Here is a 24065-nt window from a genome sequence, read left to right as displayed (position 1 = left end):
CGACAACCAAGGTTGCCGCAGCGTCATACTGATGTAACAAAGACATGGCAAGATGCCGCCTGTTCATCTCTCTCCCAATGGATGTTTTGGCCCGCACACTCCCCGGTGCGGGCCGTTTTTTTCTAAAGGAACCGGCTGTGGAGTTCAACGCATCGCGCCTGGATCTGCCCCGCTTCCGTCTGTCGACGGCGGCCGATTTGTGCATTGAAACCGTGTCCGTGCAGTCGGACATGAGCAACTTCGGCGTACTGGAACTGTTTACCGAACGGCGCGACCTGATGAGCCTTCCCGTCATCGAGAACGAACGCCCGATCGGCCTGATCAGCCGCAACATCTTCATGTCGCAGATGTCCAAGCCCTTCTACCACGAGGTGTACGGCAAGAAGAGCTGCATCGCCTTCATGGACAAGGAGCCGCTGATCGTGGACGCGGCCATGAGCATCGAGGCGCTCACCTTCCGCGCCGTGGAGTCGGGCGAGAAGGCGCTGGCGGACGGCTTCATCATCACGCGCGGCGGCGCCCTGGGCGGCGTGGGCTTCGGCCTGCAGCTGATGAACGTGGTGGCCAATATGCAGGCCGAGAAAAACCGCCAGATCATGCACAGCATCGATTACGCCAGCGTGATCCAGCGCGCCATGCTGCGCACCTCGCGCGCGGCGCTGGCCGACACGCTGCCGGACGCGCACCTGGTATGGCAGCCGCGCGACGTGGTGGGCGGCGACTTCTACTACTTCGCCAAATACGAGGACGGCTGGTTCGCCGCCATCGCCGACTGCACCGGCCACGGCGTGCCGGGCGCCTTCATGACCCTGATTTCCTCGTCCATCCTGACGCAGGCCTTGCAGACGCTTGGCCCGCGCGATCCGGCCGCGCTCATCGCGGAAGTGAGCCGGGGCGTGAAATCCATGCTGGGCCAGATGGAAGGGCAGGGCGGCGCCACTGAATCGGACGACGGCATGGACGCCGCCTTCCTGTGGTTCGAGCAGTCCAGCCGCAAGCTCAGTTTCGCCGGCGCCCGCCTGGCGCTGCAGATCGTGCCGCCGGCCTTGGACGACTCGGACACGCCGCTGCAAACCCTCGACAGCGACCGCATGGGCGTGGGCTATGTGGACACGCCGTTCGGCTTCAGCTGGAACGCGCGCACGGTGGAAGTGGCGCCGGGCAGCCTGCTGTTCGTCACCACCGACGGCCTGGTCGACCAGATCGGCGGGCCGCGCGAGATCGCCTACGGCAAGCGCCGCATCCGCGACGTGCTGCTGGCGCAGCGCGCCGCGCCGTCCGCGCAGCTCAGCCAGGCCTTGCTGGACGACTTCCAGGCCTGGCAAGGCGCGCAGCCGCGCCGCGACGACCTCACCTTTTTCTGCTGCCGCCCCTAAGGAAGGAAACGATTTTGCTTTACGAAGAATTCAACGAGTTTTGGGACGTGGCGCGCAAGCGCAACATCATCTTTTTCTACGCCGGCTACTTCTCGCAGCACGTGGTGGCCGCGATTGCCGAAACCATCAAGGCGCGGCTGGACACGGCCGGCGCGGCGGGGCCGACGCGGCGCCGCATCTTCTCGTCCTTCGTCGAAATGTCGCAGAACATCATGCACTATTCGTCGGACACGCTGACCCCGGACGACGCGCTGACCAGCCAGATGCGGCGCGGCTCGTTCTGCATCGGCATGCGCGATGACAGCTTCTTCCTGCTGTGCGCCAATCCGGTGTCGACCGAGAGCGTGGAGAACATCCGCGCGCGCCTGGAGCCGCTGCACAGCATGACGATGGAAGAAATCAAATCCGCCTACAAGAAGGCGCTGCGCGACGAAACCCCTGCCGACAGCAAGGGGGCAGGCCTCGGCTTCCTGACCATGGCGCGCGACGCCAGCGCGCCGCTGGAGTTCGAGTTCGTAAAGGAGACGCACGACCCGGATACCACGGTGTTCTGCATCAAGGCCATTATCTGAAAAAGAAAACCTACGACATGGAACCCTACTACATCTCAGCTTCCCCCACCTCGCCGGAGATCGACTTCCGCTTCGACCGCCACACGCTGTCGATCAAGGGCGAGTCCTATCCGGAAAACGCCGCGCTGTTCTACGGCCCGGTGATCGAACAGGTGCGCGCCTACCTGGCCGCGTGCGGCCAGGCCGACATCACGGTCAACGTGTCGCTGGCCTATTTCAACAGCTCCAGCACCAAGATGCTGTTCACGCTGTTCGAGGCGCTGAACCAGGCCGCCGTGGACGGCAGCGCGGTGCGCCTGAACTGGTATTACGACGAGGACGACGACACCATCCTCGAATTCGGCCAGGAGCTGCAGGACGACTTCGGCGCGCTGGAGTTCGTCAACCATCCCGTGGCGCACAACTGAGGCCATGATGGAGCCGGACCTGTTCGCCGCCGAGAGCGCGGTGCTGGCCGCCGCGCGCGCGGCGCACGAGGACGACAGCGCCGGCGCTGCCGACTACCGCCGCGTGCTGGGCGAGATGATGGTGCACTACGAGCGCCTGATGCGCGAGACGCGCCGCCTGATCCGCCGCAGCGACCGCGCCGAGCGCGACATGAACCAGCTGAACCGCCAGCTGCACGAGCTGGCCGGCCAGCTGGAGTACCGCGCCACGCACGACCCGCTGACCGGGGCGCTGAACCGCGCCGCGCTGATCGAACGCGCCAGCCGCCTGCTGGAGCAGGACGACGTGGCGCTGATCGTGCTCGATATCGACCATTTCAAGCAGGTCAACGACGATTTCGGCCACCCGGCCGGCGACGCGGTGATCCAGGCCGTGGTGCGTTGCCTGAGTGCCTTGCTGGGCGAGCAGGTGGCGGTGGGGCGCGTGGGCGGCGAAGAATTCTCCGTGGTGTTGCCGACGCGCCACCTGGCCGAGGCGGCCGTGCTCGGCGAGCGCATTTGCCACGCCATCGCGCGCGAAGTGTTCGCCGCGCCGATCGACCGGCCGGTGACGGCCAGCGTGGGCATCAGCTGGAACCCGTGCGGCACGCCGTTCGACACGGCCTACCTGCGCGCCGACGAGGCGCTGTACGACGCCAAGCGCGCCGGCCGCAACTGCGTGCGCCTGGCGCCATCGGCCAGCTGCTGACCCGGGGCCGGGGCGAACCGGTTGGCGCCGCCGCGGGCGTCCGGCAAATTTAGCTGCGACACCGGGGCAATAGTTCACTACAATCGAGCTCGACCTGATCAGCAGCGAGGAGGCGTTACGCCCATGCGCGCACTACAGCAGCTTTTCACCCGCAAGCCGGCCGGGGAACCGGGCGCCGGCCTTGCCCCGCGCGCGCGGGGCTGGTGGCCATTGGGCCTGCTGGCGGCGCTGCTGGCCGGCGCCCTGCTGTACCTGTCCCTGCAAGACCGCCGCAGCGCGGCGTCGGACTATTACGAGAACGTGGCGCTGCTGCGCCAGATCAAGGAGCTGGACGCCACCTGGGAGTCGGACGTGCTCAAGGCCCGGCTCGGCCTGAAACAGGACGGCGACGCCCTGGCCGCCACGCTGCGCGAGCTGGACCGCCTGCCCAAGCTGCTGCGCATCGCCCCGGCCGGCCAGGCCGACCCCGGGGCGCTGGACGCCAGCGTGGCTGCGCTGCGGGTCGCGCTGGCGCACAAGGCGGGGCTGATCGCGCAGTTCCAGGTCCATAACGATGCGCTGCGCAATTCGCTGGCCTTCCTGCCGGTGGCTATCGACGAGCTGGTGGAAATGGGCGCCGACGGCGGCAGCGCCGCGGTGCGGCATGCCGGCGCGGCCGCCAACAAGGTGCTGCTGGCCACGCTGGTCTACAACGGCAAGCCCAGCGACGAGGCCTTCTTCGACATCGAACTGGCGCTGGCGGTGCTGTCGGCCGCTGCGCGCCCCTTGCCGCCGGCGCTGGCGCAGCGGCTCGAGCAGATCGGCGTGCACGCGCGCACCGTGGTGCGCGAACGGCTCGCCGTGCGGGACCTGCTGCTGCGCATCACGGCGGCGCCGGCGGCCGCGCATGCGGACCGCATCAGCGCCATCCTCACCGCCGAGCAGCAGCACAGCATCGCCCGGGTCCAGCAGCAGCGCCTGTATTTGCTGCTGCTGTCGGTGGCGCTGGCGGCGCTGCTGCTGTACGCGGCGCTGCGCCTGATCCGCAGCCACGCTATCATCAGGCGCGTCAACGGCCAGCTGCTGCAGGCCAACGAAGGACTGGAGGCGGCGGTGCGCGAGCGCACCGGCGAGCTGCTGCGCGCCAACGGCCAGCTGCAGACCGAAATCGCCGAGCGCAAGCAGCTGGAGGGACGCCTGGTGCAGTCCGAGAAGCTCGCTTCCGTCGGCCAGCTGGCGGCCGGCGTGGCGCACGAAATCAACAACCCGCTGGCCTTCCTGGGCGCCAACGCGGCCATGCTGGAAGAGTACCTGGAACGCCTGTTCGAGATGCTGGCCATTTACCAGGAGGCCGAGCAGGCCATGTCCGGCCCGCCCGCGCTGGCCGAGCGCCTGCAGCGCGAGCGCCAGCGGCTGGAGCTGGACTATCTGCGCGACGACATCCCGGACATCCTGCGCGAATCGCGCCAGGGCATGGCCCGCGTCAGCAAGATCGTGCAGGCGCTCAAGGAGTTCGCCCGCAGCGACGCCCAGCAGCAGTGGGAGCTGGCCGACCTGCACGGCTGCATCGACGCCACGCTGGAACTGATCGCCAGCGAATTGCAGCGGAAGGCCGACGTGGTCAAGCAGTACGGCGCGCTGCCGGACATCGAATGCATGCCCTCGCAGCTGAGCCAGGTGGTGATGAACCTGCTGCAGAACGCCTGCCAGGCCGTGGGCCCGCAGCGCGGCCGCATCGTCATCCGCACCGGCATGGAAGACGGGCAGGCCTGGTTCGAAGTGGCCGACGACGGCTGCGGCATGGCGGCCGACGTGCTGCCGCGCATATTCGATCCCTTCTTCACCACGCGCGACATCGGCCAGGGCACGGGCCTGGGCCTGGCGCTCTCCTATGGCATCGTGCAGCAGCACCGGGGCCGCATCGACGTGCGGTCCGCGCCGGGCGCGGGCAGCACCTTCCGTGTCACTTTGCCGCTACGGCGGAGCGGCGAAAATTAGCGACATGATGCCGGTTCTGCAATAGAATCGAAGCGTCGTTCCCGCCCGCAGGAGGTGTACCGCCCATGCGCTCGTCCGAGCCGCAGCCCCCACGCAGGCAAGCCATCGGCGTGCGCGCCAGCCTCGCCCTGCTTGCCGTGGGCTGCATCTTGCCCATGGCCGCAGTGGCTGGCTTTTTGATAGTCGATTTCTACACCCGCGAAGGCGCGCAGCTGCTGGCCAGCACCGTCGGCCAGGCGCGCTCCATCATGGCCGCCGTGGATGGCGGCTTTGGCCGCACCGAGGCGGCGCTGCAGGCGCTGGGCACTTCGCACCAGCTGCAGCGCGGCGACCTGGCCGGTTTCCACGCGCGCGCCGTCGAGGCGCTGCGCAATATCGAGGGCGACGGCATCGTGCTGATCGACGCCGGCGGCAGCCTGCTGCTATCGACCCGGCGCGCCTACGGCGAGCCGCTGCCCAAGCTGGCAGGCACGCCGCTGCTCGAGCGCATCTTGGCCACCGGCCGTCCCGGCGTGTCCAACTTGTTCCCGTCCCCCGTGGGCGGACAGCTGATCTACACCATCGGCGTGCCGATCCGGCGCGACGGCGCCATCGCCATGTCGCTCAACGCCACCGCTTCGCCGGACCGGCTGGCCGGTCTGCTGGCGGAACGCAAGCTGCCCGACAGCTGGCGCGCCGCCATCATCGACGGCGCCGGCAAGATCGCCGCGCGCAGCCACGACATCGCGCGCTTTGCCGGCCGTTCCACCACGCCGGCCCTGCAGCGCCAGCTGGACCTGTCGGACGAGGGCGGATTCGAGACCACTACCCTGGACGGCATCCCGGTGTACACCGTGTACAGCCGCTCGCCCCACAGCCGCTGGAGCGTGGCGCTGGGCATCCCGCTGGACGAGCTGACGGCCGGCTTGCGCCGTTCGCTGGCCTGGCTGATTGTCGCCACGCTGGCCGCGCTGGCGCTCGGCCTGGGGCTGGCCTGGCGCATCGGCGGCGGCATTGCGCGCTCGGTGCGCGCGCTGGCCGGCCCGGCGGCGGCGGTGGCCTCCGGCGAGGTGCCGGTGATCCCGCCGCTGGCGCTGCGCGAGGCCAATGAGCTGGGCCTGGCCCTGCAGCAGGCGGCGGCCACGGTGCGCACCGCGCACGCCGAACGGCGCGAGAGCGAACAGCAGCTGGCGCTGGCGGCCGAGGCGGCGCGCATGGGTATCTGGGTGCGCGACCTGGCGCGCCAGCGGATATGGGTGTCGGCTTCCTGGCGCGAGCTGTTCGGCTTTGGCCCGGACGAGCCGGTGTCGGTGGAGGCGCTGCTGCAGCGCGTGCACGCGGACGACAGCGCCGCCGTGCGGCGCGTGCTGGAGCAGGCCAGCCGGGGCGTGCGCTACGAGATCGAATACCGGGTCGAATTGCCGCAGGGCGGCTTGCGCTGGGTGGCTTCGCGCGGCAGCAGCGAGGCCGGCAGCGACGGCGCGCCGCAGCTGGTGCGCGGCGTGGCGCTCGACATCACGCAGCGCAAACTGGCCGAGCTGGAAATGCAGCAGAAGCAGCGCGAGGTGACGCACCTGGCGCGGGTGGCCACGCTGGGCGAGCTGTCCGGCGCGCTGGCCCATGAGCTGAACCAGCCGCTGACGGCCATCCTGAGCAACGCCCAGGCGGCGCAGCGCTTCCTGCGCCAGGCCAGCCCGGACCTGGCGGAGGTGGACGCCATCCTGGCCGACATCGTGGCCGAGGACCAGCGCGCGGGCGAAATCATCCGCCGCCTGCGGCGCCTGTTCGACAAGCGCGAGGCGCCGCTGCAGCCGGTGGACGTGAACCAGCTGGTGATCGGCGTGCTGCGCCTGCTGCGCAACGACCTGCTCAGCCATGGCGTGGCGCTGTCGTCGGTGCTGGGCGCGGGCGGCGCGCAGGTGATGGCCGACAGCGTGCAGCTGCAGCAGGTGTTGATCAACCTGCTGATGAACGCCTGCGACGCCATGGCCATGACGGAGGCGGGCGGCAAGGCCATCGGCGTGCGCACCGCGCTGGACGGCGAGGGCTGGGTGCGCATCTGCATCGCCGACCGCGGCAGCGGCATTCCCGGCGCCGCGCTGGAGCAGGTGTTCGCGCCCTTCTACACCACCAAGGACAGCGGCATGGGGCTGGGCCTGTCGATCTGCCGCAGCATCGTGACGGCGCACGGCGGCCAGCTGTGGGCCGAGAACAATCCGGACGGCGGCGCCAGCTTCCACGTCCGGCTGCCGCTGGCCGGCGCCCAGGCGGCAGAGGAAACGGGAGCGCCAGCATGAACGGCGCCATGCTGCCGTCGCCGGTCCGGCCGCCGCCGCAGGTGTTCGTGGTGGACGACCAGCCGGCCATCCAGAAGGCGCTGACGCGGCTGCTGGCCTCGGCCGGCTTCGCCGTGGCGCCCTACGAGTCGGCGCAGGCCTTCCTGGCCAGCGGCAACGCGGCCGCGCCGGGCTGCCTGGTGCTGGACCTGTCCATGCCTGACATGGACGGCATGGCCTTGCAGCAGGCGCTGGCGGCGCAGGGCAGCGTGCTGCCGCTGATCTTCCTGACCGGCCATGGCGACATCGCCAGCGGCGTGCGGGCCATGAAACAGGGCGCCTTCGACTTTCTCACCAAGCCGGTGGACGCCGACCAGCTGATGGCGGCGGTGCAGGCCGCGCTGGAGCTCAACGTGCTGCTGCGCACGGCCGACGCCGAACGCGACGCGCTGCGCCGGCGCTACGACAGCCTGACCCCGCGCGAGCGCGAGGTGATGGCGCTGCTGGTCGAGGGCCTGCTCAACAAGCAGGTGGCGGCCGAACTGGGCACGGTGGAAAAAACCGTCAAGGTGCACCGCGCGCGCGTGATGCAGAAAATGCAAGTGCGCTCGCTGACCGCGCTGGTGCGCCTGGCCGACAGGCTGCGCACGCCGTAGCGTTGGGCCAAGGTCCAATATCGCGCCTTGGCCGGGCGCGCTATCTTGCCAGTCATGGACACCACCACACTTCCCTGGGTTGCCATCGTTGACGACGAAGCAGCCATCCGGCGCGCCCTGCTGCGGCTGTTGCGCGCGGCAGGCATCCCGGCCCGCGACTATGACGGCGGCGCCGCGCTGCTGGCGGCGCTGCAGGACGGCAGCGGCGCGCCGTTCTGCGTGGTGCTGGACCTGCACATGCCGGGCATGTCCGGCTTCGAGGTGCAGCAGCGCCTGACCGAACTGGCGCCGCGCACCGGCGTGATCGCCGTCACCGGCCAGCACTCGGCGGAAGGCCAGGCGCGCGTGCTGCGCGGCTGCGCGCTGGCCTATATGCTCAAGCCGATGAACGACCAGGCCTTGCTGGAGGCGATCGCCGCCGCCCGCACGGGCTGGGTCTAAAAACAGCACTGGAGAACATCATGGCAAGCTTGTCCGAATTGCAGCAGGCCGGCATCCTGATCGTCGACGACCGCCCCACCAACGTGCTGTTGCTGAAAACCCTGCTGGAGCACGCCGGCTACCGGCGCGTCGACTCCACCAGCAACCCGCGCGACGTGGTGGCGCGGCACCGCGCGCAGCGCTACGACCTGATCCTGCTGGATTTGAACATGCCGTTCATGAACGGCTTCGAAGTGCTGGAGGGGCTGAAGGAGGTGGAGGCGGGCGAGTACCTGCCGGTGCTGGCGATAACGGCGGCCCCCGAGCACAAGCAGCGCGCGCTGGACGCCGGCGTGATGGACTTCATCTGCAAACCGTTCGACCACGGCGAGGTGCTGGCGCGCATCCGCAACCTGCTGGAGGTGCGCCTGCTGTACACCGGCACGCGCGACCAGGGCGCGCGCCTGGCCTGCTACGACGCGCTGACCGGCCTGCCCAACCGCACCCTGTTCCAGCGCTCGCTGGAACAGATGCTGGCGGCCGGCGGCGGCCGCTCCAGCGCGGTGCTGATGCTGGACCTGGACGGCTTCGCGCGCTTCAACGACACCCTGGGCCACGCCGCCGGCGACGCGCTGCTGCGCCAGTTCGCCCAGCGCCTGCAGCAGGGGGCGCCGCAAGGCAGCGTGGTCAGCCGCTTCGGCAACGACGAATTCGCCATCGCGCTGAGCGGCCTGGCCACGCAGCACGACGCGCTGCAGGCCGCCGAGCAGGCGCGCCACTGCTGCGCCCAGCCGTTCCAGCTGGAGCAAGGCGAAACGCTGCTGACGGCCAGCATCGGCATCGCGCTGCACCCGGCCGACGCGGCCGACGCGGCCACGCTGATGAAGTACGCCAGCACCGCGCTGCACCAGGCCAAGCAGGGCGGCGGCGGCAGTTGCCGCTTCTTCACCGACGCCATGGACGTGCAGGCGCAGCGCCGCTTCGAGTTCGAGCGCGCGCTGCGGCTGGCGGTGGCCAACGGCGAATTCGAGCTGTATTACCAGCCCAAGGTGGAAGTGAGCAGCGGCCGCATGGTCGGCGCGGAGGCGCTGCTGCGCTGGAACCGCCCCGGCTACGGCCCGGTGTCGCCGTCGGCCTTCATCCCGCTGCTCGAGGAGACCGGCCTGATCGTGGAGGTCGGCGCCTGGGTCATCGACGCGGCCTGCCGCCAGATCGCGCTGTGGGCGCTCTGCCCGGGCGGCCCGGTGCCGGTGGCGGTCAACGTGGCCAGCCGGCAGTTTTCCGACAGCGGCCTGCAGCACACGGTGGCGAGCGCCATCGCGGCGCACGGCATCGCGCCCGAGCTGCTGGCGCTGGAAGTGACCGAGAGCGCGCTGATGGACGACACCGAGCGCACCGCCAGCGCCCTGGCCGCGTTGCGCGCCATGGGCGTCAAGGTGGCCATCGACGATTTCGGCACCGGCTACTCCAGCCTGGCCTACCTGAAGCGCTTCCCGGTGGATGCGCTGAAGATCGACATCGCCTTCATCCGCGACGTCACGGTGGACCCGGGCGACGCCGCGCTGGTGGACGCCATCATCGCCATGGCGCACAGCCTGGGCCTGGAAGTGGTGGCCGAAGGCGTGGAGACCGAGGCCCAGCTGGCCCACCTGGCGCGCCACCGCTGCGACCAGATACAGGGCTACTACTTCAGCCGGCCGGTGCCGGCCATGCAGTTCCAGCACCTGCTGCTGAACGGCGCCAGCCTGGCGCTGCCGGAGAGCGCCGCGCCGCCGGTGCGCACGCTGCTGCTGATCGACGACGAGCCGAACGTGCTGTCGGCGCTGCAGCGCCTGCTGCGCCAGGACGGCTACCGCGTGCTCACGGCCAGCGGCGCGGCCCAGGCATTCGAGATGCTGGCGCGCCACCAGGTGCAGCTGGTGCTGTGCGACCAGCGCATGGAGGAGATGAGCGGCACCGAGCTGCTCGACAAGGTGAAGGACATGTACCCGGACACCTTCCGCATCATCCTGTCCGGCTACACCGACCTGGCCACCATCATGGAATCGATCAACCGCGGCTCGCTGTACCGCTTCTACACCAAGCCCTGGGACAACCGCATGCTGCGCGAGAATATCCGCGCCGCGTTCCGCCACTACTGGCAGCTGCACGGCCTGTCCAGCGCCGACCAGGCGCAGTGCGCCTGACGCCGCCGCCGCAGGAGATCCTGTGCCCATCCGCCTTTCCCGATTCATGCTGGCCGCGCTGCTGCCGGCGTGCGCGCCGGCGCTGGCCGCGCCCGTACACGAACCGATCCAGCCGGTGCCGCAATCGCTGCGCCAGGATCCGGCCAAGGCCGCGCTGGGGCGCCGCCTGTTCAACGACACGCGCCTGTCGGCCAACAACCGCGTGTCCTGCGCCAGCTGCCACGACGTGGCGCGCGGCGGCGCCGACAGCCGCGGCGTGTCGCTCGGGCTGGACGGCAAGCCGGCCGCGCTGAACGCGCCCACCGTGCTGAACGCGGCGCTCAATTTCAAGCAGTTCTGGAACGGCCGCGCCGACACGCTGGAGGCGCAGATCGGCCTGGTGGTGGAAAACCCCGCCGAAATGGGCTCGCGCTGGCCGGACGTGGTGCGCAAGGTGCAGCAGGATCCGCAATACCGCAGCGGCTTCGCGGCCGCCTACAAGGACGGCGTGACGCGCGCCAATATCGAGCACGCGCTGGCCTCGTTCGAACGCACCCTGATCACGCCCAACTCGCGCTTCGACCGTTACCTGCGCGGCGAGCATGGCGCCCTCAGCGCCGCCGAGCGGGCTGGCTATGCGCGCTTCAAGCAGTACGGCTGCATCGCCTGCCACCAGGGCGTGAACGTGGGCGGCAACATGTTCCAGAAATTTGGCGTGATGGCAGACTACGCGGCGCGCGGCGGGACGGGCAAGCCGGCCGCGCGGCCGGACCCAGGGCGCTACGCGGTCACCGGCAGCGAGGAAGACAAATACGTCTTCAAAGTCCCCAGCCTGCGCAACGTGACGCGCACCGCACCCTATTTCCACGACGGCTCGGCCGCCACGCTGGAGCAGGCCATCGACGTCATGTTCAAGTACCAGCTCGGGCGTCCCGGCAGCGCGGAGGACAAGGCGCTGATTGCCCAGTTCCTTGCCACGCTGGATGCGCAGCCGGCAGTGCTGCCGGGAGCGCGGCCATGAAGCCCAGGCTGCCGCTGCCCCTGCTGGGCGCCATTCTCGGCGTGGCGCTGGCGGGCGCGCTGCTGTTCCTGTACCGGCAGTCCCCCGGTTACGGCGCCTCCGTCTATTTCGAGAACGTGGCGCGGCTGCGCCAGATCAAGCAACTCGACGCGCAATGGGAACTGGACGCGATGAAGTCCAAGCTGGGCATCAACCAGAGCTACGACGAACTGGTCAACCCCCTGCCGATGCTGGAGGCGCTGCCGCAGCAGCTCAACACGGGCGCCGACGCGGCCGACAGCGTGGCGGCGCTGGCGCGCGAACTGTCGCGCAAGGCGGCGCTGATCGAATCGTTCAAGTCGCACAACGCGGTGCTGCGCAACTCGCTGGCCTTCCTGCCGGTCGCCACCGGGGAGCTGGCGGAACTGGCGCGCGGCCAGGCGCCGGACAGCGCCCCCGGGCATGCCGCAGCGGCCGCCAGCAAGGTGCTGCTGGCCACGCTGGTGCACAACCAGACCGGCGCCGACGAGCACATGGCTGAAATTGAAGTGGAACTGGCCGGGCTGGCGGCGGTGCGGCGCGCGCTGGCGCCGGAGCTGGCGCAGCGGCTGGACCTGTTCACCCTGCACGTGCGCACCGTGCTGCGCGAGCACCGCGCCGTGCACGGCCTGCTGGCGCGCATCGCCGCCGCGCCCACAGGCACGCACATGGACCAGATCAGCGCCCTACTCAACCGCGAGCAGGAGCGCAATGCGCAGCAGATGCAGCAGCACCGCGCCGGCCTGCTGCTGCTGTCGGCGGCGCTGGCCGCGCTGCTGCTGTACGCGGGCTGGCGCCTGGTGCGCAGCCACGCCATCATCAACAGCGTCAACAATCAGCTGCTGCAGGCCAACGAGGGGCTGGAGACGGCGGTGCGCGAGCGCACCGGCGAACTGCTGCGCGCCAACGGCCAGCTGCAGGCCGAGATGGCCGAGCGCAAGCAGCTGGAGGGGCGCCTGGTGCAGTCCGAGAAGATGGCCTCGATCGGCCAGCTGGCGGCCGGCGTGGCGCACGAAATCAACAATCCGCTCGGCTTCCTGGCCTCCAATGCCGACATGCTGGAGCAGTACCTGGGGCGCCTGTTCGACATGCTGGCCATCTACCAGGATGCCGAACCGGCCATGGCCGCCGTTCCCGGCCTGGCGCCGCGGCTGCAGGCGCAGCGCGCACGGCTGGAGCTGGACTATCTGCGCGAGGATATTCCCGTGCTGCTGGCGGAATCGCGCGACGGCATGGGCCGCGTCAGCAAGATCGTGCAGTCGCTGAAGGACTTTTCGCGCACCGACGCGCTGCAGCAGTGGGAATGGGCCGACCTGCACCGCTGCATCGACTCCACCCTCAACATCATCGCCGGCGAAGTGCGCAAGGTGGCCGACGTGCGCAAGGAATACGGCCCGCTGCCGGAGGTGGAATGCATGCCGTCGCAGCTGAACCAGGTGTTCATGAACCTGCTGGTCAACGCCAGCCATGCGGTGGGGCCGGAGCGCGGCCTGATCACGATCCGCACCGGCGTGGCCGACGGCCAGGGCTGGATCGAAGTGGCCGACAACGGCTGCGGCATCGCCGGCGACGTGCTGCCGCGCATCTTCGATCCCTTCTTCACCACCAAGGCCATCGGCAAGGGCACGGGGCTGGGCTTGTCGCTATCGTACGGCATCGTGCAGAACCACCGCGGCCGCATCGACGTCGAAAGCGCGCCAGGCGCGGGCAGCCGCTTCCGCATCACGCTGCCGCTGCAGCAGCAGCCGGCCCAGATGCCGCCCTATGCGGCGCCGGCCAGCCGCAGCGCCAGCCCGCTGGCCGCGCAGGCCGCGATGACGTGCACCACGTTGACCTTGTAGCGCAGCAGCGCCACGGCGGCGCCCAGCGCGATCAGCGCGGACAGCCAGTCGAAGCGGCCGGCAAAGCCTTGCGGCCACAGCACGTGGTAGCCGAAGAACAACGCCAGGTTCACGATCACGCCCACCACGGCGGCCGTGATGGCCGTCAGCGGCGCGGTGAATTTCAGGTCGCCGTGGGTCGACTCGACCAGCGGGCCGCCGGCCAGGATGAACAGGAAGGACGGCAGGAAGGTGAACCAGGTCACCAGCGCGGCCGCCGCGGCGCCGGCCAGGAACAGCAGGTCCGGCCCCAGCGCGGCCTTGGCGTAGCCGCCCACGAAGGCAACGAAGGCCACCACCATGATCAGCGGGCCGGGCGTGGTTTCACCCAGCGCCAGGCCGTCCATCATCTGCGCGGCGGTGAGCCAGCCGTAATGGTCCACCGCGCCCTGGTAGACATAGGGCAGCACCGCGTAGGCGCCGCCGAAGGTGAGCAGCGCGGCCTTGGTGAAGAACCAGCTCATTTGCGTCAGCGTGTGCTGCCAGCCGAAGATGGCCGTCAGCGCGGCTATCGGCACCGCCCACAGCGCGGCGCCGGCGGCGGCGATGAACGCCAGCTTGCGCCAGCTGAAGCGCGCGTGCGCGGGCGCGGGCGTGTGGTCGTCGATCAGCGCCGCGCCGAAGGACTGCAGCGCGGCGCCGTGGCCGCCGCCGGTCTGGAACTTGTCCGGCATGAAGCGTCCGCCCGCATAGCCGGCCAGCGCGGCGGCCAGCACGATGGCGGGGAAGGGCACGCCGCCGGCGAAGATGGCGGCAAAGGATGCGGCCGCGATGCCCCACAGCCAGCCGTTCTTCAGCGTCCGGCCGCCGATGCGGTGCGCCGCCTGCAGCACGATGGCCGTCACCGCCGGTTTGATGCCGTAGAACAGGCCGGCCACCAGCGGCATGTCGCCGTAGGCGATATACACCCACGACAGCCCGGTGAGCAGCAGCAGCGAAGGCAGCACGAACAGCGCGCCGGCCACCACGCCGCCCCAGGTGCGGTGCATCAGCCAGCCGATATAGGTGGCCAGCTGCTGCGCTTCGGGGCCGGGCAGCAGCATGCAGTAATTGAGCGCGTGCAGGAAGCGCCGCTCCGATATCCAGCGGCGGCGCTCCACCAGTTCCTGGTGCATGATGGCGATCTGCCCGGCCGGGCCGCCGAAACTGATGAAGCCCAGCTTGAGCCAGAAGCGGAAGGCCTCGCCGAAGCCGACCGGGGCGGGGGGGCGGTGGTCCATGTCAGCCTGCCGCGGCGGATGGCTGGACCACGCGGCTGGCCAGCACCTTGTCGATGCGCAGGCCGTCCAGGTCCACGATCTCGAAGCACCAGCCGCTCCACGTGCAGCGTTCGCCGGTGGCGGGGATGCTGCCCAGCAGGAGCATCAGCATGCCGCTCAGGGTGTGGTAGCGGCCGCGCTCCTCTTCCGGCACGGCGCCGATTTCCAGCCTGTCCTTCAGTTCGGGGATGGGGATCAGGCCGTCCAGCAGCCAGGAACCGTCGTCGCGCTGCACCGCCCAGGCGTCTTCCACGCTGTGGGTCTTGAACTCGCCGGCGATCGCTTCCATCACGTCCTGCAGAGTGACGATGCCCTGGATCTCGCCGTACTCGTCGACGATGAAGGCCATGTGCACGCCGGAGTGCTTGAAGTTCTTCAGCAGTTCCATGCCGGTGATCGAGGCCGGCACGAACACCGGATCCTGCAGGTTTTCCAGCAGGTTGGGCGACTGGCCGCGCAGGGTCTGGGACAGCATCTGCCGCGCGTTGGCCACGCCCAGGATTTTGCCCCAGCCGTCCTGCAGCACCGGGTAGCGCGTGTAGTGGCTGGACTCGAAGCGCTGCAGGTTGGTTTCCAGGTCGTCGCCGGTATCGAAGTAAATGACGTCGCCGCGCGGCACCATGAAGGAGGCGATCTGCCTGTCGTCCAGGCGGAACACGTTGCGCACCATCTGGTGCTCCTGCTGCTCGATGATGCCGGCGTCCGAGCCCTCCTCCAGCATCAGGTGCAGCTCTTCCTCGGTCATGGCGGCGGGACCGGCATGCTTCACGCCCAGGGCGCGCAGCACCAGCTGGGTGGAGCCGGACAGCAGGATCACGAACGGTTTGGCCAGGGCCGCGAGCAGCAGCATCGGCCGCGCGACCAGGCGCGCCAGGGACTCGGGGTTGATCTGGCCCAGCCGCTTGGGAACCAGCTCGCCCACCACGATGGTGAAATACGTGATCACCACCACCACCAGGCCGGTGGCGGCGTATTCGGATACTTGCTGCGCCATGCCCAGCGATTGCAGCCACAGGCCGAAGGGCTTGGCGAGCGTGGCTTCGCCGACGATGCCGTTGAGCACGCCGATCGATGTGATGCCGATCTGTATGGTGGACAGGAATTTGTTCGGGTCCTCGCCCAGTTCGAGGGCCGCCCTGGCGGCGTTGTCGCCGGCGTCGGCGAGCTTGGACAGGCGTATCTTGCGCGCCGTGACCAGCGCGATTTCGGACATCGCAAACAGGCCGTTGAGCACGATCAGACCGAACAGTATGGCTATTTCCATATGCAAAGGTGCGGCGTTCACACCTCGTTGTTGAGAAGCGGACCATTATAGACCAGCGGGACGGGATGCTTGCGGCGGCAGGCGCCGGGCAGCGCCCGGTGTGAAATCCCGCCGCCCCCATCGGCATACCCGTGCGCCTGGCGTGCGGGCACGCTCGCCGATGATCCCGGCCTCGTACTGGAGCTCGGTGCCGGACGGGCCCGTCGATGGTATGCTGACAGGCGGGGTCTGGGTTCCCGCGTAGTCGATTTGAATTCTTGGGCAAAGGCGGCGTTGGCACAAGCGCGGGACGCGCACGGCCAGTGGCCAGCCTTTGGTGCGTCATTCGGACGGAGTCGCGTCAGCCATGGAACATCTGCCAATGCACCGCCTTCAGTTAAAGGTCAATGTACTTGACGAACTATTCAATTCGCTCGATCCCGCGCCTTTTTTCACCCAGGAGCTCGACCCGTCCGCCGAGCAGTACATCGAGAAGTGGGCGAGCAAATTTCCCGCACACAGCCAGCTGCAGCTCTCGATCCATTCAAAGGCCGCGCCCTCGAGCGGCCAGCACGGCAGCAGGATCGCCCGCGCTGTGTGCCATCATTTTGCTTTTCGCGCGCAAGCGACGAAAAGCGACCTGAGGGATCTGTTATGGCAGGGGCGGCTCAGCATGTTGATCGGATGCGGCTTCGTCGTCCTGTGCATGCTGCTGGCTGACCTGTTGCGCACGCAAGGCTCGTCGCCGTTGCATTCGGTGCTGCGCGAGGGCCTGACCATTGTCGGGTGGGTCGCGCTCTGGCGTCCGATACAGATCTTCCTGTATGACTGGTGGCCGATATGGCGCCGCATGCAGGTGTTGACTAACCTGGCGCGCATGCGCGTCGAACTGCTTGTCAACGGCGTCTCGATATCACACGATATGACCAATGACGGCGGGCCCCAGGTCAACGCTTGACACCGGCGTTGGGCGGACGGCATGGAGCATCAGACAGCGCGGCGAACCCGCACCACCCATTTGCGTAGTTCCTCGGCCCATAACACGCAACTGGCCAGCGCCACCAGCGGCAGCAGATCAGCGGGCGGAATAGGTACCGTATGGAACAATGCCGCTAGCGGCGCCCAGTACAGCACGGCTCCCTGCAGTGCGACGCTCAGCGCCAGGCCGCCGATCAGCCAGCGATTGCGCAGGATGCCGAACTTCAAGGCCGAACGCGAGGCCGACTGGCAGTTCAAGACGTTGAACCACTGGCAGAGGGCCAGCACGGTGAAGGTCTCGGTCCGCACCAAGTCATAAGGCAGTCCTTCCGACTGCCGCCAGACGAACCAGCCGAATGTGGCGGCAACCGCCATCGGCGTCAGCGTCGCGATGCGCCAAAGCATGGCATTGTCCAGCAGGCGGTCGTTGCGCGGCACCGGCGGGTTCCTCATCTCGTCGCCGTCCGGCGGGTCCATCACCAGATTGACGGTCAGTGTGCTTTCGGTGACGATGTTGATCCACAGTATCTGCACCGCCGCCAGCGGCAGCGGATAGCCGGCGAGCAGCGCCAGCAACAGCAGCAGCACTTCGTCGACCGACGTGACGAACAGGAACAGAATCACCTTCTTGAGGTTGCGGTACACCACGCGTCCCTGTTCGACCGCCCCCACGATGGTGGCGAAGTTGTCGTCGCTGATGACGATCTTCGCGGCGCTCTTGGCCACCTCGGTGCCGGTGATGCCCATCGCGACGCCAACGTCGGCGGTGGCCAGGGCAGGGGCGTCGTTGACCCCGTCTCCGGTCATGGCGACAACGTCGCCGCGCGACTGCAACGCCGCCACGATGCGCAGTTTCTGCGCCGGATGGACGCGCGCGAACGCCGCAATGTTCTCGAGCCCTTCCAGTAGCTCGGCGTCGTTCATGCGCTCCAGTTCGGCGCCATCGACGCCTCTGTCGCCGTCCAGCGCGATCCCCAATTCACGCGCAATGGCCAGTCCAGTGAGCTTGTGATCGCCGGTGACCATGATGGGACGGATTCCTGCCGCACGGCACGCCGCCACCGCCAGCTTGACCTCTTCGCGAGGCGGATCGATCTGGCCAACCAGGCCAAGCAGCGTGGCGCGTCCGGCCAGTTCGTCAAAGTTGGCGATGGCGTCGAGCGGGCAGTCATCGATGCGCGCGACAGCCAGCACACGCAGGGCACGGCCGGCCATCTGCTCGACCGTGTCGCGCGCCGCGCGCAGGGCGTCTTGCCCATCCCGGCTGCATAGCCGCAGTACCGCCTCTGGCGCTCCCTTGAGGTATATCGTTGCGGTTCCCGGAGTGCCGCCATGCCGGGTCGCCATCATCTTCGCGTCGGAATCAAATGGGATCTCGGCGATGCGAGGGCGCTCGCGGCGCAAGGCGCCGGCCTCGACGCCGCCCTTGGCGGCCACGACAAGCAACGCAGCTTCGGTCGGGTCGCCGAGCACCGTCCACTGCGCCGATTCGCCTTCAGGTGGGACGAGCTCTGCGTCGTTGCAAAGCACGATCGCTTCCAGCAACTGGGTCAGCTCGACATCCGCGGCGGAGTGCGCGGGTCCCGTGCCGTTCAATTCCCCTTCCGGCGCATAGCCGACGCCCGTGATGTCTATGGTGCGTCCACCAGGGAACCAGAGTGCATTGACGGTCATTTCGTTGCGCGTCAACGTGCCCGTCTTGTCGCTGCAGATCACCGTGATTGAACCCAGCGTCTCGACTGCCGACAGGCGCCGGATGATGGCGCCGCGGCCGGCCATGCGCTGCATGCCGACGGCGAGCGCGATCGTCATCGCCACCGGCAAGCCTTCCGGGATCACCGACACCATCTGGCTGATCGCGACCATCAGCACTTCGGAAAACGGCAAGCCGCGCGCCAGGCCCAGCGCCATCACGAAGCCGAAAAGCGCCAGGGCCGCGAACACAAGGTAGCGGCCGAATTGGGCGATGCGCATTTCCAGCGGCGTTTTTGACTCTTCGGCACCTTCGGTCAGCCGGGCGATCCCTCCCACCTCGGTGTGGACGCCGGTGGCCGTCACCAGTGCACGGGCCCGTCCGGCAGTGATATAGGTTCCGGAAAACACCATGTTGCGCCGATCCGCGAAGCCAGTCGCTTCCGGCAGAGACGCGATGTCCTTGGACACCGGGACGGATTCACCGGTCAGTGTGGCCTCGGCCACGGCCAATGCCGATTCCTCTATCAGACGGGCATCCGCCCCGACCGCGTCGCCGGCGGCGACCAACAATATGTCTCCGGGCACCAGATCGCATGCCGCCACAGCCAATTCGCGGCCATCGCGCATCACGCGCGCCTGCAACGTCGAGAGCTTGCGCAGCGCGGCCATCGAGCGTTCGGCGCGGCCCTCCTGGTACGTGCCAATCAAGGCATTCGCCAGCACCACGCCGAGGATCACGAGCGCATCGCCCCAATGGCCCATGCCGGCCGCCAGCGCAGCGGCGACGAACAAGATGTAGATCAACGGGCTTAGAAACTGGCGCAGCAACAGCAGAAGAACCGGGCGCGTGGCCGCCTCCGGCAACGCGTTTGGCCCGTACTCGATGGCGCGCTGGGCCGCAGTGTGAGACGACAGTCCGGTTTCGCTGTTGCTGCCCAGCCGTTCCACCGCGGCGTCCGCATCGATCGCGTGCCACGGATGCGGCTGCGGCCTGTTTTGCTGACTCATGGATTTGCCCGCCGTACCGCCGAGGCGTCCACCGGCGCCGGCGAAGATGCTTCGCTTGCCGTCATAACAACAAAAGCACTATAGGCGGCAAGCAAGGCGAGGCCGCGCCGCCGACGTAGCATGCCGCCGCGCGGCACCACCAGCAACACCGTTATCGTGCCGAACGCGAGCGCGATGCCTACCTCGGCACGCGGTGCCGATATGGGGTGTATCGTGGCCGCCACACCGACGACCGCAAGCCCATTGAACAGGCTGCTGCCCAACAGCGTGCCAAGCCCGACATCGTCGTGGCCGCGCAAGCGGGACAGCAAGACGGTCACCAATTCCGGCAAAGAGGTGCCAATCGCCACCAGCGTCGCGCCGATGACATAGGGATGCAAGCCCATTGCCAGGGCGATGCCGGAGGCGCCTGAGACGAACAGCCGGCCGGCCAAAATCAACGCCGCCAGGCCAACACACAAGAGCAGCCACGCGCGGGCGGCGCTGATGGTGTGCTCGCCACTGCCCGGAGCATCTCGGCGATGGGCAATGGCTTGCCGTACCGCCAGCATCATCCACAGCGCGAACAGTGCCAGGAGCAGCAGGCCTTCGGCGCGAGAAAGCAAATCATCACGCATGAGCATCAATGTGAGCAATGGCACGGCCACGGCCAGCAGAATGTCGCGCCGGCACTCCACGAAACACGCCGCCAGCGGCCCGCAGAGCAGCGCGCACCCCAGAATAAGACCTAGATTCACTACGTTGCTGCCAAGTGCGTCGCCCAGCCCGATCCCGGGTTTTCCGGACAGGGCCGCTAAACTTGACACTGCCATTTCCGGACTGGAAGTTGCAAAGGCGGCCAGGGTAGTCGCGACCAACATATTGGGCAGACGTGACCACGCGGCAATGGCCAACATGCCTTTAAGAAAGCTAGCTCCGCCCAGCGCTGCCAAAGGAATCGCCGCCAGCAGGGTAAGGATGTCGGTGGGAATGACAGGCACTCGGACTCCTCGCTAGGCACAACCGAAAAAATGCGTCTCGCCGCTGGGACGCGGCCAAATCCGGACGACTTGCAGTCAGAACAGGTTTGTGAACCCATGCGCGAGGGGGCCAAGACACTGCTAATGGTGGTCTGATCTTACGGCAGTCCTATCGTCAATTTCTTTGATCTGAATCAAATATCCCGGATTGTGCGAAATTAGCCGCGTCCGCACGACACATCAGGCGAAACACAGGACATTTGCGGCGTACCATGGTGTTTGTCCACCAGCAGGCCGCCCATGCGTAAAATGAAGGCGGCGGTGTATGGTCGACGGGCCGTGATTTCGCTTGTCAACAAGCCGGCGCCGCGTCACCACGCTTTGCCCCGGCGGCAAGGAAGGCATGCGCCGCCCGATGGGAGTGGTCGCGTCCGGTCGCGTCGGTGGCCGTCACACCCTGGCCTCCCGGGCGCTTCGGCCGCGTAGCGAATTCTGGCCAGGCCCCTTGCCGGTACCACCTTTCAAGCCAAGGCATGTATGAGCGTCCGCAACCTGAAATACCTGTTCGCACCACGTTCCGTCGCGGTGATCGGTGCGTCGCAGCGGCCGGGCAGCGTGGGGGCCACCGTGTACCGGAACATCATGGCCGGCGGCTTTAAGGGAGCGATTTATCCTGTCAATCCCAAATACAGCAGCTTCGGCGAGCAGCGGGTATACCACTCCATTGGCCAAGTGCCGGGCAGCCCGGATCTGGCCGTGATCTGCACGCCGGCCGTCACCGTGCCCAGCCTGATCGCCGCGCTGGGCGCGCGCGGCTGCCGCGCCGCCGTCGTGCTGAGCGCAGGGCTGGACGGGACCGCGCCCGCCGGCGGTAGCCTGCGTCAGGCCATGCTCGACGCGGCGCGGCCGAACCTGCTACGCATCCTTGGCCCTAACTGCGTCGGCCTGCTGGTGCCCGGCATCGGCTTGAACGCCAGTTTCGCGCCGGCCTCCGCCCTGCCGGGACGGCTGGCCTTCGTTTCCCAGTCGGGTGCGCTGGTAACGGCCTTGCTGGACTGGGCGCGGGCGCGCGGCATCGGCTTTTCCAATTTCGTTTCGCTGGGCGACGGCAGCGATGTCGACTTCGGCGACCTGCTGGACTACCTGGCAGGCGATCCCGGCACCGACGCCATCCTGCTGTACGCGGAAAGCGTGCGCGAGGCGCGCAAATTCATGTCCGCCGCGCGCAGCGCGGCAAGGGGCAAGCCGACGCTGATCGTCAAGGCGGGCCGCGCGGCGGAAGCGGCGCACGCGGCCTTCAGCCATACCGGCGCGCTGGCCGGCGCCGACCTGGTGTATGACGCGGCGTTGCGCCGGGCAGGCATGCTGCGCGTATATAGCACCGGCGACCTGTTCGATGCTGCGGTGATGCTGGCGCGGCGCCGTCCGCTGCGTGGCGAACGCCTGGCGATACTGACCAACGGCGGTGGCCCCGGCGTACTGGCGGTGGACGCGTTGATCGCGGGGGGCGGAGAACTCGCGCGGTTACAACCGGCCACGCTCGCCGCTCTGGACGCCGTGCTGCCGGCCACTTGGTCGCGGGGCAACCCGGTCGACATCATCGGCGACGCGCCAGCCGCGCGCTATGCCGATACGCTCAAAATACTGCTGGAAGGCGACGCGTCAGATGCAGTGCTGCTGATACATGCCCCCACCGCCATCGTCGGCAGTGCGGAGATCGCCGAAGCGCTGATGCCGTTGATGTGCGCGGCTGCGCGCCCGGTGCTGACATGCTGGGTGGGCGGCGACAGCGTGGCGCAAGCGCGCAAGCTGTGTCTGGATGCAGGTCTTCCGGTGTTCGACACGCCCGAGGCGGCGGTGCAAGCGTTTATGCACCTGGTGCAGTACCAGCACAACCAGCGCTTGCTGATGCAGGTGCCTGCGGCAGCTGCCGGCGCGGTGGACCGTTCTGCGGCGGAGGCGGTCGTGCGGTCCTTGCTGGCGCGCGGCACGACGCATGTGGCGGCGCAGGAGGCGTTTGCCATCCTGGCCGCGTACGGCATACCGGTGGTGCGGTCCGTGCGGGCAGCCACCGAGGCCGAGGCGATAGCCGCAGCCGCGAGCATAGGCTACCCCGTCGCGCTCAAGCTGCATGCGCCGGCGATCAGCCACAAGTCCGACGTTGGCGGCGTGGTGCTCGACATAGCCAATCCGGCCATGCTGGAAGCGGCCATGGCCGGCATCCGCCAGCGGCTGGAACTTCATCAGCCTGGCGCGCAGCTGGCTGGCTACACGGTGCAGGCCATGGCTCGGCGTCCGCAGGCGTGCGAGCTGATCGCCGGCATCTCCGCCGATCCCGTGTTCGGCCCCGTAGTGCTGTTCGGCCAAGGCGGCGTTGCGGTGGAGGCAACCGCCGACCAGGCGATCGCGCTGCCGCCGCTGAACCGCGTGCTGGCGGGCGATCTGGTCGGGCGCACCCGCGTGGCGCGGCTTCTGGCGGGCTACCGCGACCGCCCGCCCGCCGACCTGGCGGCGCTATATGACGTGCTGATCCGGCTGGGCCAGCTGGCGGCGGACATTCCCGAGTTGGCCGAGCTTGACATCAACCCGCTGCTGGCCGACAGCTCCGGCGTTCTGGCGCTCGATGCGCGCATCCGCCTGGCGCCGGTCGCGGCTGGCGTTTCAGGGTATGCCAGGCTGGCGATCCTGCCGTACCCGGACCAGCTGGCGCGCAGCGTCGCATGGCGGGGCGAGGAGCTGTGCATACGGCCCATCCGCCCCGAGGACGGCCCCGCCCATCAAGCCTTCTTCGCCGCGCTTAGCGCCGAGGACGTACATTTCCGCATGTTCGGGGCCTTGCGCGAACTATCACCCGCGCAGCTGGCTCGCTTCACGCAGATCGACTATGCGCGCGAGATGGCCTTCGTGGCCGTCCGCACCGGCGCCGGCGGCCAGTCGGAAACGTTGGGCGTGGCGCGGGTGGCGATAGACCCGGACAATATCTGCGGTGAATTTGCCGTAACCGTGCGCACCGACCTGAAAGGTAGCGGGCTGGGACGGCTGCTGATGGAGTGCCTGCTGGACTACTGTAAGGCGCGGGGCCTCGTCGAGATGCGGGGCAGCGTATTGCACGACAATGAACGCATGCTGTCCCTGGCCCGTGCGCTGGGCTTTTCGGTGGAGTTCGACGCCGGGGACGGCCCCGCGCTGCGGATGTTAATGCGGGACTGGCGCGGGGATGACGCCAACGGTCTCGCCTAGCCCGTTTTTTCGGACCCGGGCGCAGCTTTTCAAGTCGATATTCCGAGGTGCCTCCGGCTCGGCCGCTAAAAATCAACAAGTTAGAGTGGATGCACCGTTTGGCGACGTCGGGCAAATTCTTGAACACGGGCCATTAATGCAGAGGAAGCCACCCGCCGGTGCAATATATTCTTGAATGGCAGCCTACGCTGGATATGCTATCGAGATCC

At 68.2% G+C, this 24065-nt stretch carries 17 protein-coding genes; 13 read left to right on the top strand and 4 right to left on the bottom strand.

Going from position 1 to position 24065, the window contains the following annotated elements:
* Positions 1–137: 137 nt before the first annotated feature.
* The 11 genes from AC56DV_RS07360 (at position 138) to AC56DV_RS07310 (ending at position 13435) form a co-directional block, all read left to right on the top strand.
* On the top strand, positions 138–1376 hold the full coding sequence (locus tag AC56DV_RS07360; protein ID WP_496313635.1) for a SpoIIE family protein phosphatase: 1239 nt from the start codon (positions 138–140) through the stop codon (positions 1374–1376).
* A 14-nt stretch (positions 1377–1390) separates the two neighbouring features.
* Entirely contained in the window at positions 1391–1948 is a 558-nt protein-coding gene (locus tag AC56DV_RS07355) for a SiaB family protein kinase (RefSeq protein ID WP_496313634.1), read from the top strand.
* Between the two features lie 17 nt (positions 1949–1965).
* Positions 1966–2355 carry a DUF1987 domain-containing protein gene (locus AC56DV_RS07350; RefSeq protein ID WP_496313633.1) on the top strand — a complete coding sequence of 130 codons (390 nt, stop codon included), beginning with the start codon at positions 1966–1968 and terminating at the stop codon, positions 2353–2355.
* A gap of 4 nt (positions 2356–2359) precedes the next feature.
* On the top strand, positions 2360–3082 hold the full coding sequence (locus AC56DV_RS07345; RefSeq protein ID WP_496313632.1) for a GGDEF domain-containing protein: 723 nt from the start codon (positions 2360–2362) through the stop codon (positions 3080–3082).
* A 123-nt stretch (positions 3083–3205) separates the two neighbouring features.
* Complete coding sequence (locus tag AC56DV_RS07340) at positions 3206–5059, top strand: DAHL domain-containing sensor histidine kinase (protein ID WP_496313631.1); 1854 nt, start codon at positions 3206–3208, stop codon at positions 5057–5059.
* 65 nt (positions 5060–5124) lie between these two features.
* On the top strand, positions 5125–7335 hold the full coding sequence (locus AC56DV_RS07335; RefSeq protein WP_496313630.1) for a sensor histidine kinase: 2211 nt from the start codon (positions 5125–5127) through the stop codon (positions 7333–7335).
* Positions 7332–7970 carry a response regulator transcription factor gene (locus AC56DV_RS07330; protein ID WP_496313629.1) on the top strand — a complete coding sequence of 213 codons (639 nt, stop codon included), beginning with the start codon at positions 7332–7334 and terminating at the stop codon, positions 7968–7970. Before AC56DV_RS07335 ends, AC56DV_RS07330 begins: the two co-directional genes overlap by 4 nt.
* 54 nt (positions 7971–8024) lie before the next feature.
* The gene (locus AC56DV_RS07325; protein WP_496313628.1) at positions 8025–8411 is read left to right on the top strand and encodes a response regulator; all 387 of its coding nucleotides are present in this window, start codon (positions 8025–8027) and stop codon (positions 8409–8411) included.
* Positions 8412–8431: 20 nt separating this feature from the next.
* Positions 8432–10576 (top strand): EAL domain-containing protein, encoded by a 2145-nt coding sequence (locus AC56DV_RS07320; RefSeq protein WP_496313627.1) that lies wholly within the window; start codon positions 8432–8434, stop codon positions 10574–10576.
* Positions 10577–10598: 22 nt separating this feature from the next.
* The gene (locus AC56DV_RS07315) at positions 10599–11576 is read left to right on the top strand and encodes a cytochrome-c peroxidase (protein ID WP_496313626.1); all 978 of its coding nucleotides are present in this window, start codon (positions 10599–10601) and stop codon (positions 11574–11576) included.
* Positions 11573–13435 (top strand): DAHL domain-containing sensor histidine kinase, encoded by a 1863-nt coding sequence (locus AC56DV_RS07310; RefSeq protein ID WP_496313625.1) that lies wholly within the window; start codon positions 11573–11575, stop codon positions 13433–13435. The genes AC56DV_RS07315 and AC56DV_RS07310 overlap by 4 nt, the downstream gene beginning before the upstream one ends.
* On the opposite strand, the gene chrA is transcribed toward AC56DV_RS07310, so the two are convergent.
* Together chrA and AC56DV_RS07300 are read right to left on the bottom strand one after the other, a co-directional pair.
* Positions 13357–14694 carry a chromate efflux transporter gene (chrA, locus tag AC56DV_RS07305; RefSeq protein ID WP_496313624.1) on the bottom strand — a complete coding sequence of 446 codons (1338 nt, stop codon included), beginning with the start codon at positions 14692–14694 and terminating at the stop codon, positions 13357–13359. The two genes, AC56DV_RS07310 and chrA, sit on opposite strands and share 79 nt — an antisense overlap.
* A 1-nt stretch (position 14695) precedes the next feature.
* Complete coding sequence (locus AC56DV_RS07300; RefSeq protein ID WP_496313623.1) at positions 14696–15997, bottom strand: hemolysin family protein; 1302 nt, start codon at positions 15995–15997, stop codon at positions 14696–14698.
* 346 nt (positions 15998–16343) lie between these two features.
* On the opposite strand from AC56DV_RS07300, the gene AC56DV_RS07295 reads away from it, so the two are divergent.
* A complete protein-coding gene (locus tag AC56DV_RS07295; RefSeq protein ID WP_496313622.1) occupies positions 16344–16934 on the top strand; it encodes a hypothetical protein in 591 nt (196 codons plus the stop codon).
* A 29-nt stretch (positions 16935–16963) separates the two neighbouring features.
* Here the strand turns inward: AC56DV_RS07295 and AC56DV_RS07290 are convergent, their stop codons facing one another.
* Positions 16964–19657 carry a cation-translocating P-type ATPase gene (locus tag AC56DV_RS07290; RefSeq protein ID WP_496313621.1) on the bottom strand — a complete coding sequence of 898 codons (2694 nt, stop codon included), beginning with the start codon at positions 19655–19657 and terminating at the stop codon, positions 16964–16966.
* Complete coding sequence (locus AC56DV_RS07285) at positions 19654–20637, bottom strand: sodium:calcium antiporter (RefSeq protein WP_496313620.1); 984 nt, start codon at positions 20635–20637, stop codon at positions 19654–19656. Before AC56DV_RS07285 ends, AC56DV_RS07290 begins: the two co-directional genes overlap by 4 nt.
* A 516-nt stretch (positions 20638–21153) precedes the next feature.
* Here AC56DV_RS07285 and AC56DV_RS07280 point away from each other — a divergent pair.
* Positions 21154–23856 carry a bifunctional acetate--CoA ligase family protein/GNAT family N-acetyltransferase gene (locus tag AC56DV_RS07280; RefSeq protein ID WP_496313619.1) on the top strand — a complete coding sequence of 901 codons (2703 nt, stop codon included), beginning with the start codon at positions 21154–21156 and terminating at the stop codon, positions 23854–23856.
* Positions 23857–24065 lie beyond the last annotated feature (209 nt).

This window comes from Massilia sp. BGA-UO-ETr-WB1 (assembly GCF_059567845.1).
The sequence above is the reverse complement of the archived record's forward strand: the minus strand, read 5'-3'. Positions and strand labels throughout refer to the sequence as shown.

Excerpts from the sequence above, each read along its gene's own strand:
- AC56DV_RS07300 (WP_496313623.1), bottom strand. The coding sequence starts at position 15,997 with ATGGAAATAGCCATACTGTTCGGTCTGATCGTGCTCAACGGCCTGTTT.
- AC56DV_RS07350 (WP_496313633.1), top strand. The coding sequence starts at position 1,966 with ATGGAACCCTACTACATCTCAGCTTCCCCCACCTCGCCGGAGATCGAC.
- AC56DV_RS07320 (WP_496313627.1), top strand. The coding sequence starts at position 8,432 with ATGGCAAGCTTGTCCGAATTGCAGCAGGCCGGCATCCTGATCGTCGAC.
- AC56DV_RS07330 (WP_496313629.1), top strand. The coding sequence starts at position 7,332 with ATGAACGGCGCCATGCTGCCGTCGCCGGTCCGGCCGCCGCCGCAGGTG.
- AC56DV_RS07345 (WP_496313632.1), top strand. The coding sequence starts at position 2,360 with ATGATGGAGCCGGACCTGTTCGCCGCCGAGAGCGCGGTGCTGGCCGCC.
- AC56DV_RS07310 (WP_496313625.1), top strand. The coding sequence starts at position 11,573 with ATGAAGCCCAGGCTGCCGCTGCCCCTGCTGGGCGCCATTCTCGGCGTG.
- AC56DV_RS07325 (WP_496313628.1), top strand. The coding sequence starts at position 8,025 with ATGGACACCACCACACTTCCCTGGGTTGCCATCGTTGACGACGAAGCA.
- chrA (WP_496313624.1), bottom strand. The coding sequence starts at position 14,694 with ATGGACCACCGCCCCCCCGCCCCGGTCGGCTTCGGCGAGGCCTTCCGC.
- AC56DV_RS07290 (WP_496313621.1), bottom strand. The coding sequence starts at position 19,657 with ATGAGTCAGCAAAACAGGCCGCAGCCGCATCCGTGGCACGCGATCGAT.
- AC56DV_RS07295 (WP_496313622.1), top strand. The coding sequence starts at position 16,344 with ATGGAACATCTGCCAATGCACCGCCTTCAGTTAAAGGTCAATGTACTT.
- AC56DV_RS07280 (WP_496313619.1), top strand. The coding sequence starts at position 21,154 with ATGAGCGTCCGCAACCTGAAATACCTGTTCGCACCACGTTCCGTCGCG.
- AC56DV_RS07340 (WP_496313631.1), top strand. The coding sequence starts at position 3,206 with ATGCGCGCACTACAGCAGCTTTTCACCCGCAAGCCGGCCGGGGAACCG.
- AC56DV_RS07335 (WP_496313630.1), top strand. The coding sequence starts at position 5,125 with ATGCGCTCGTCCGAGCCGCAGCCCCCACGCAGGCAAGCCATCGGCGTG.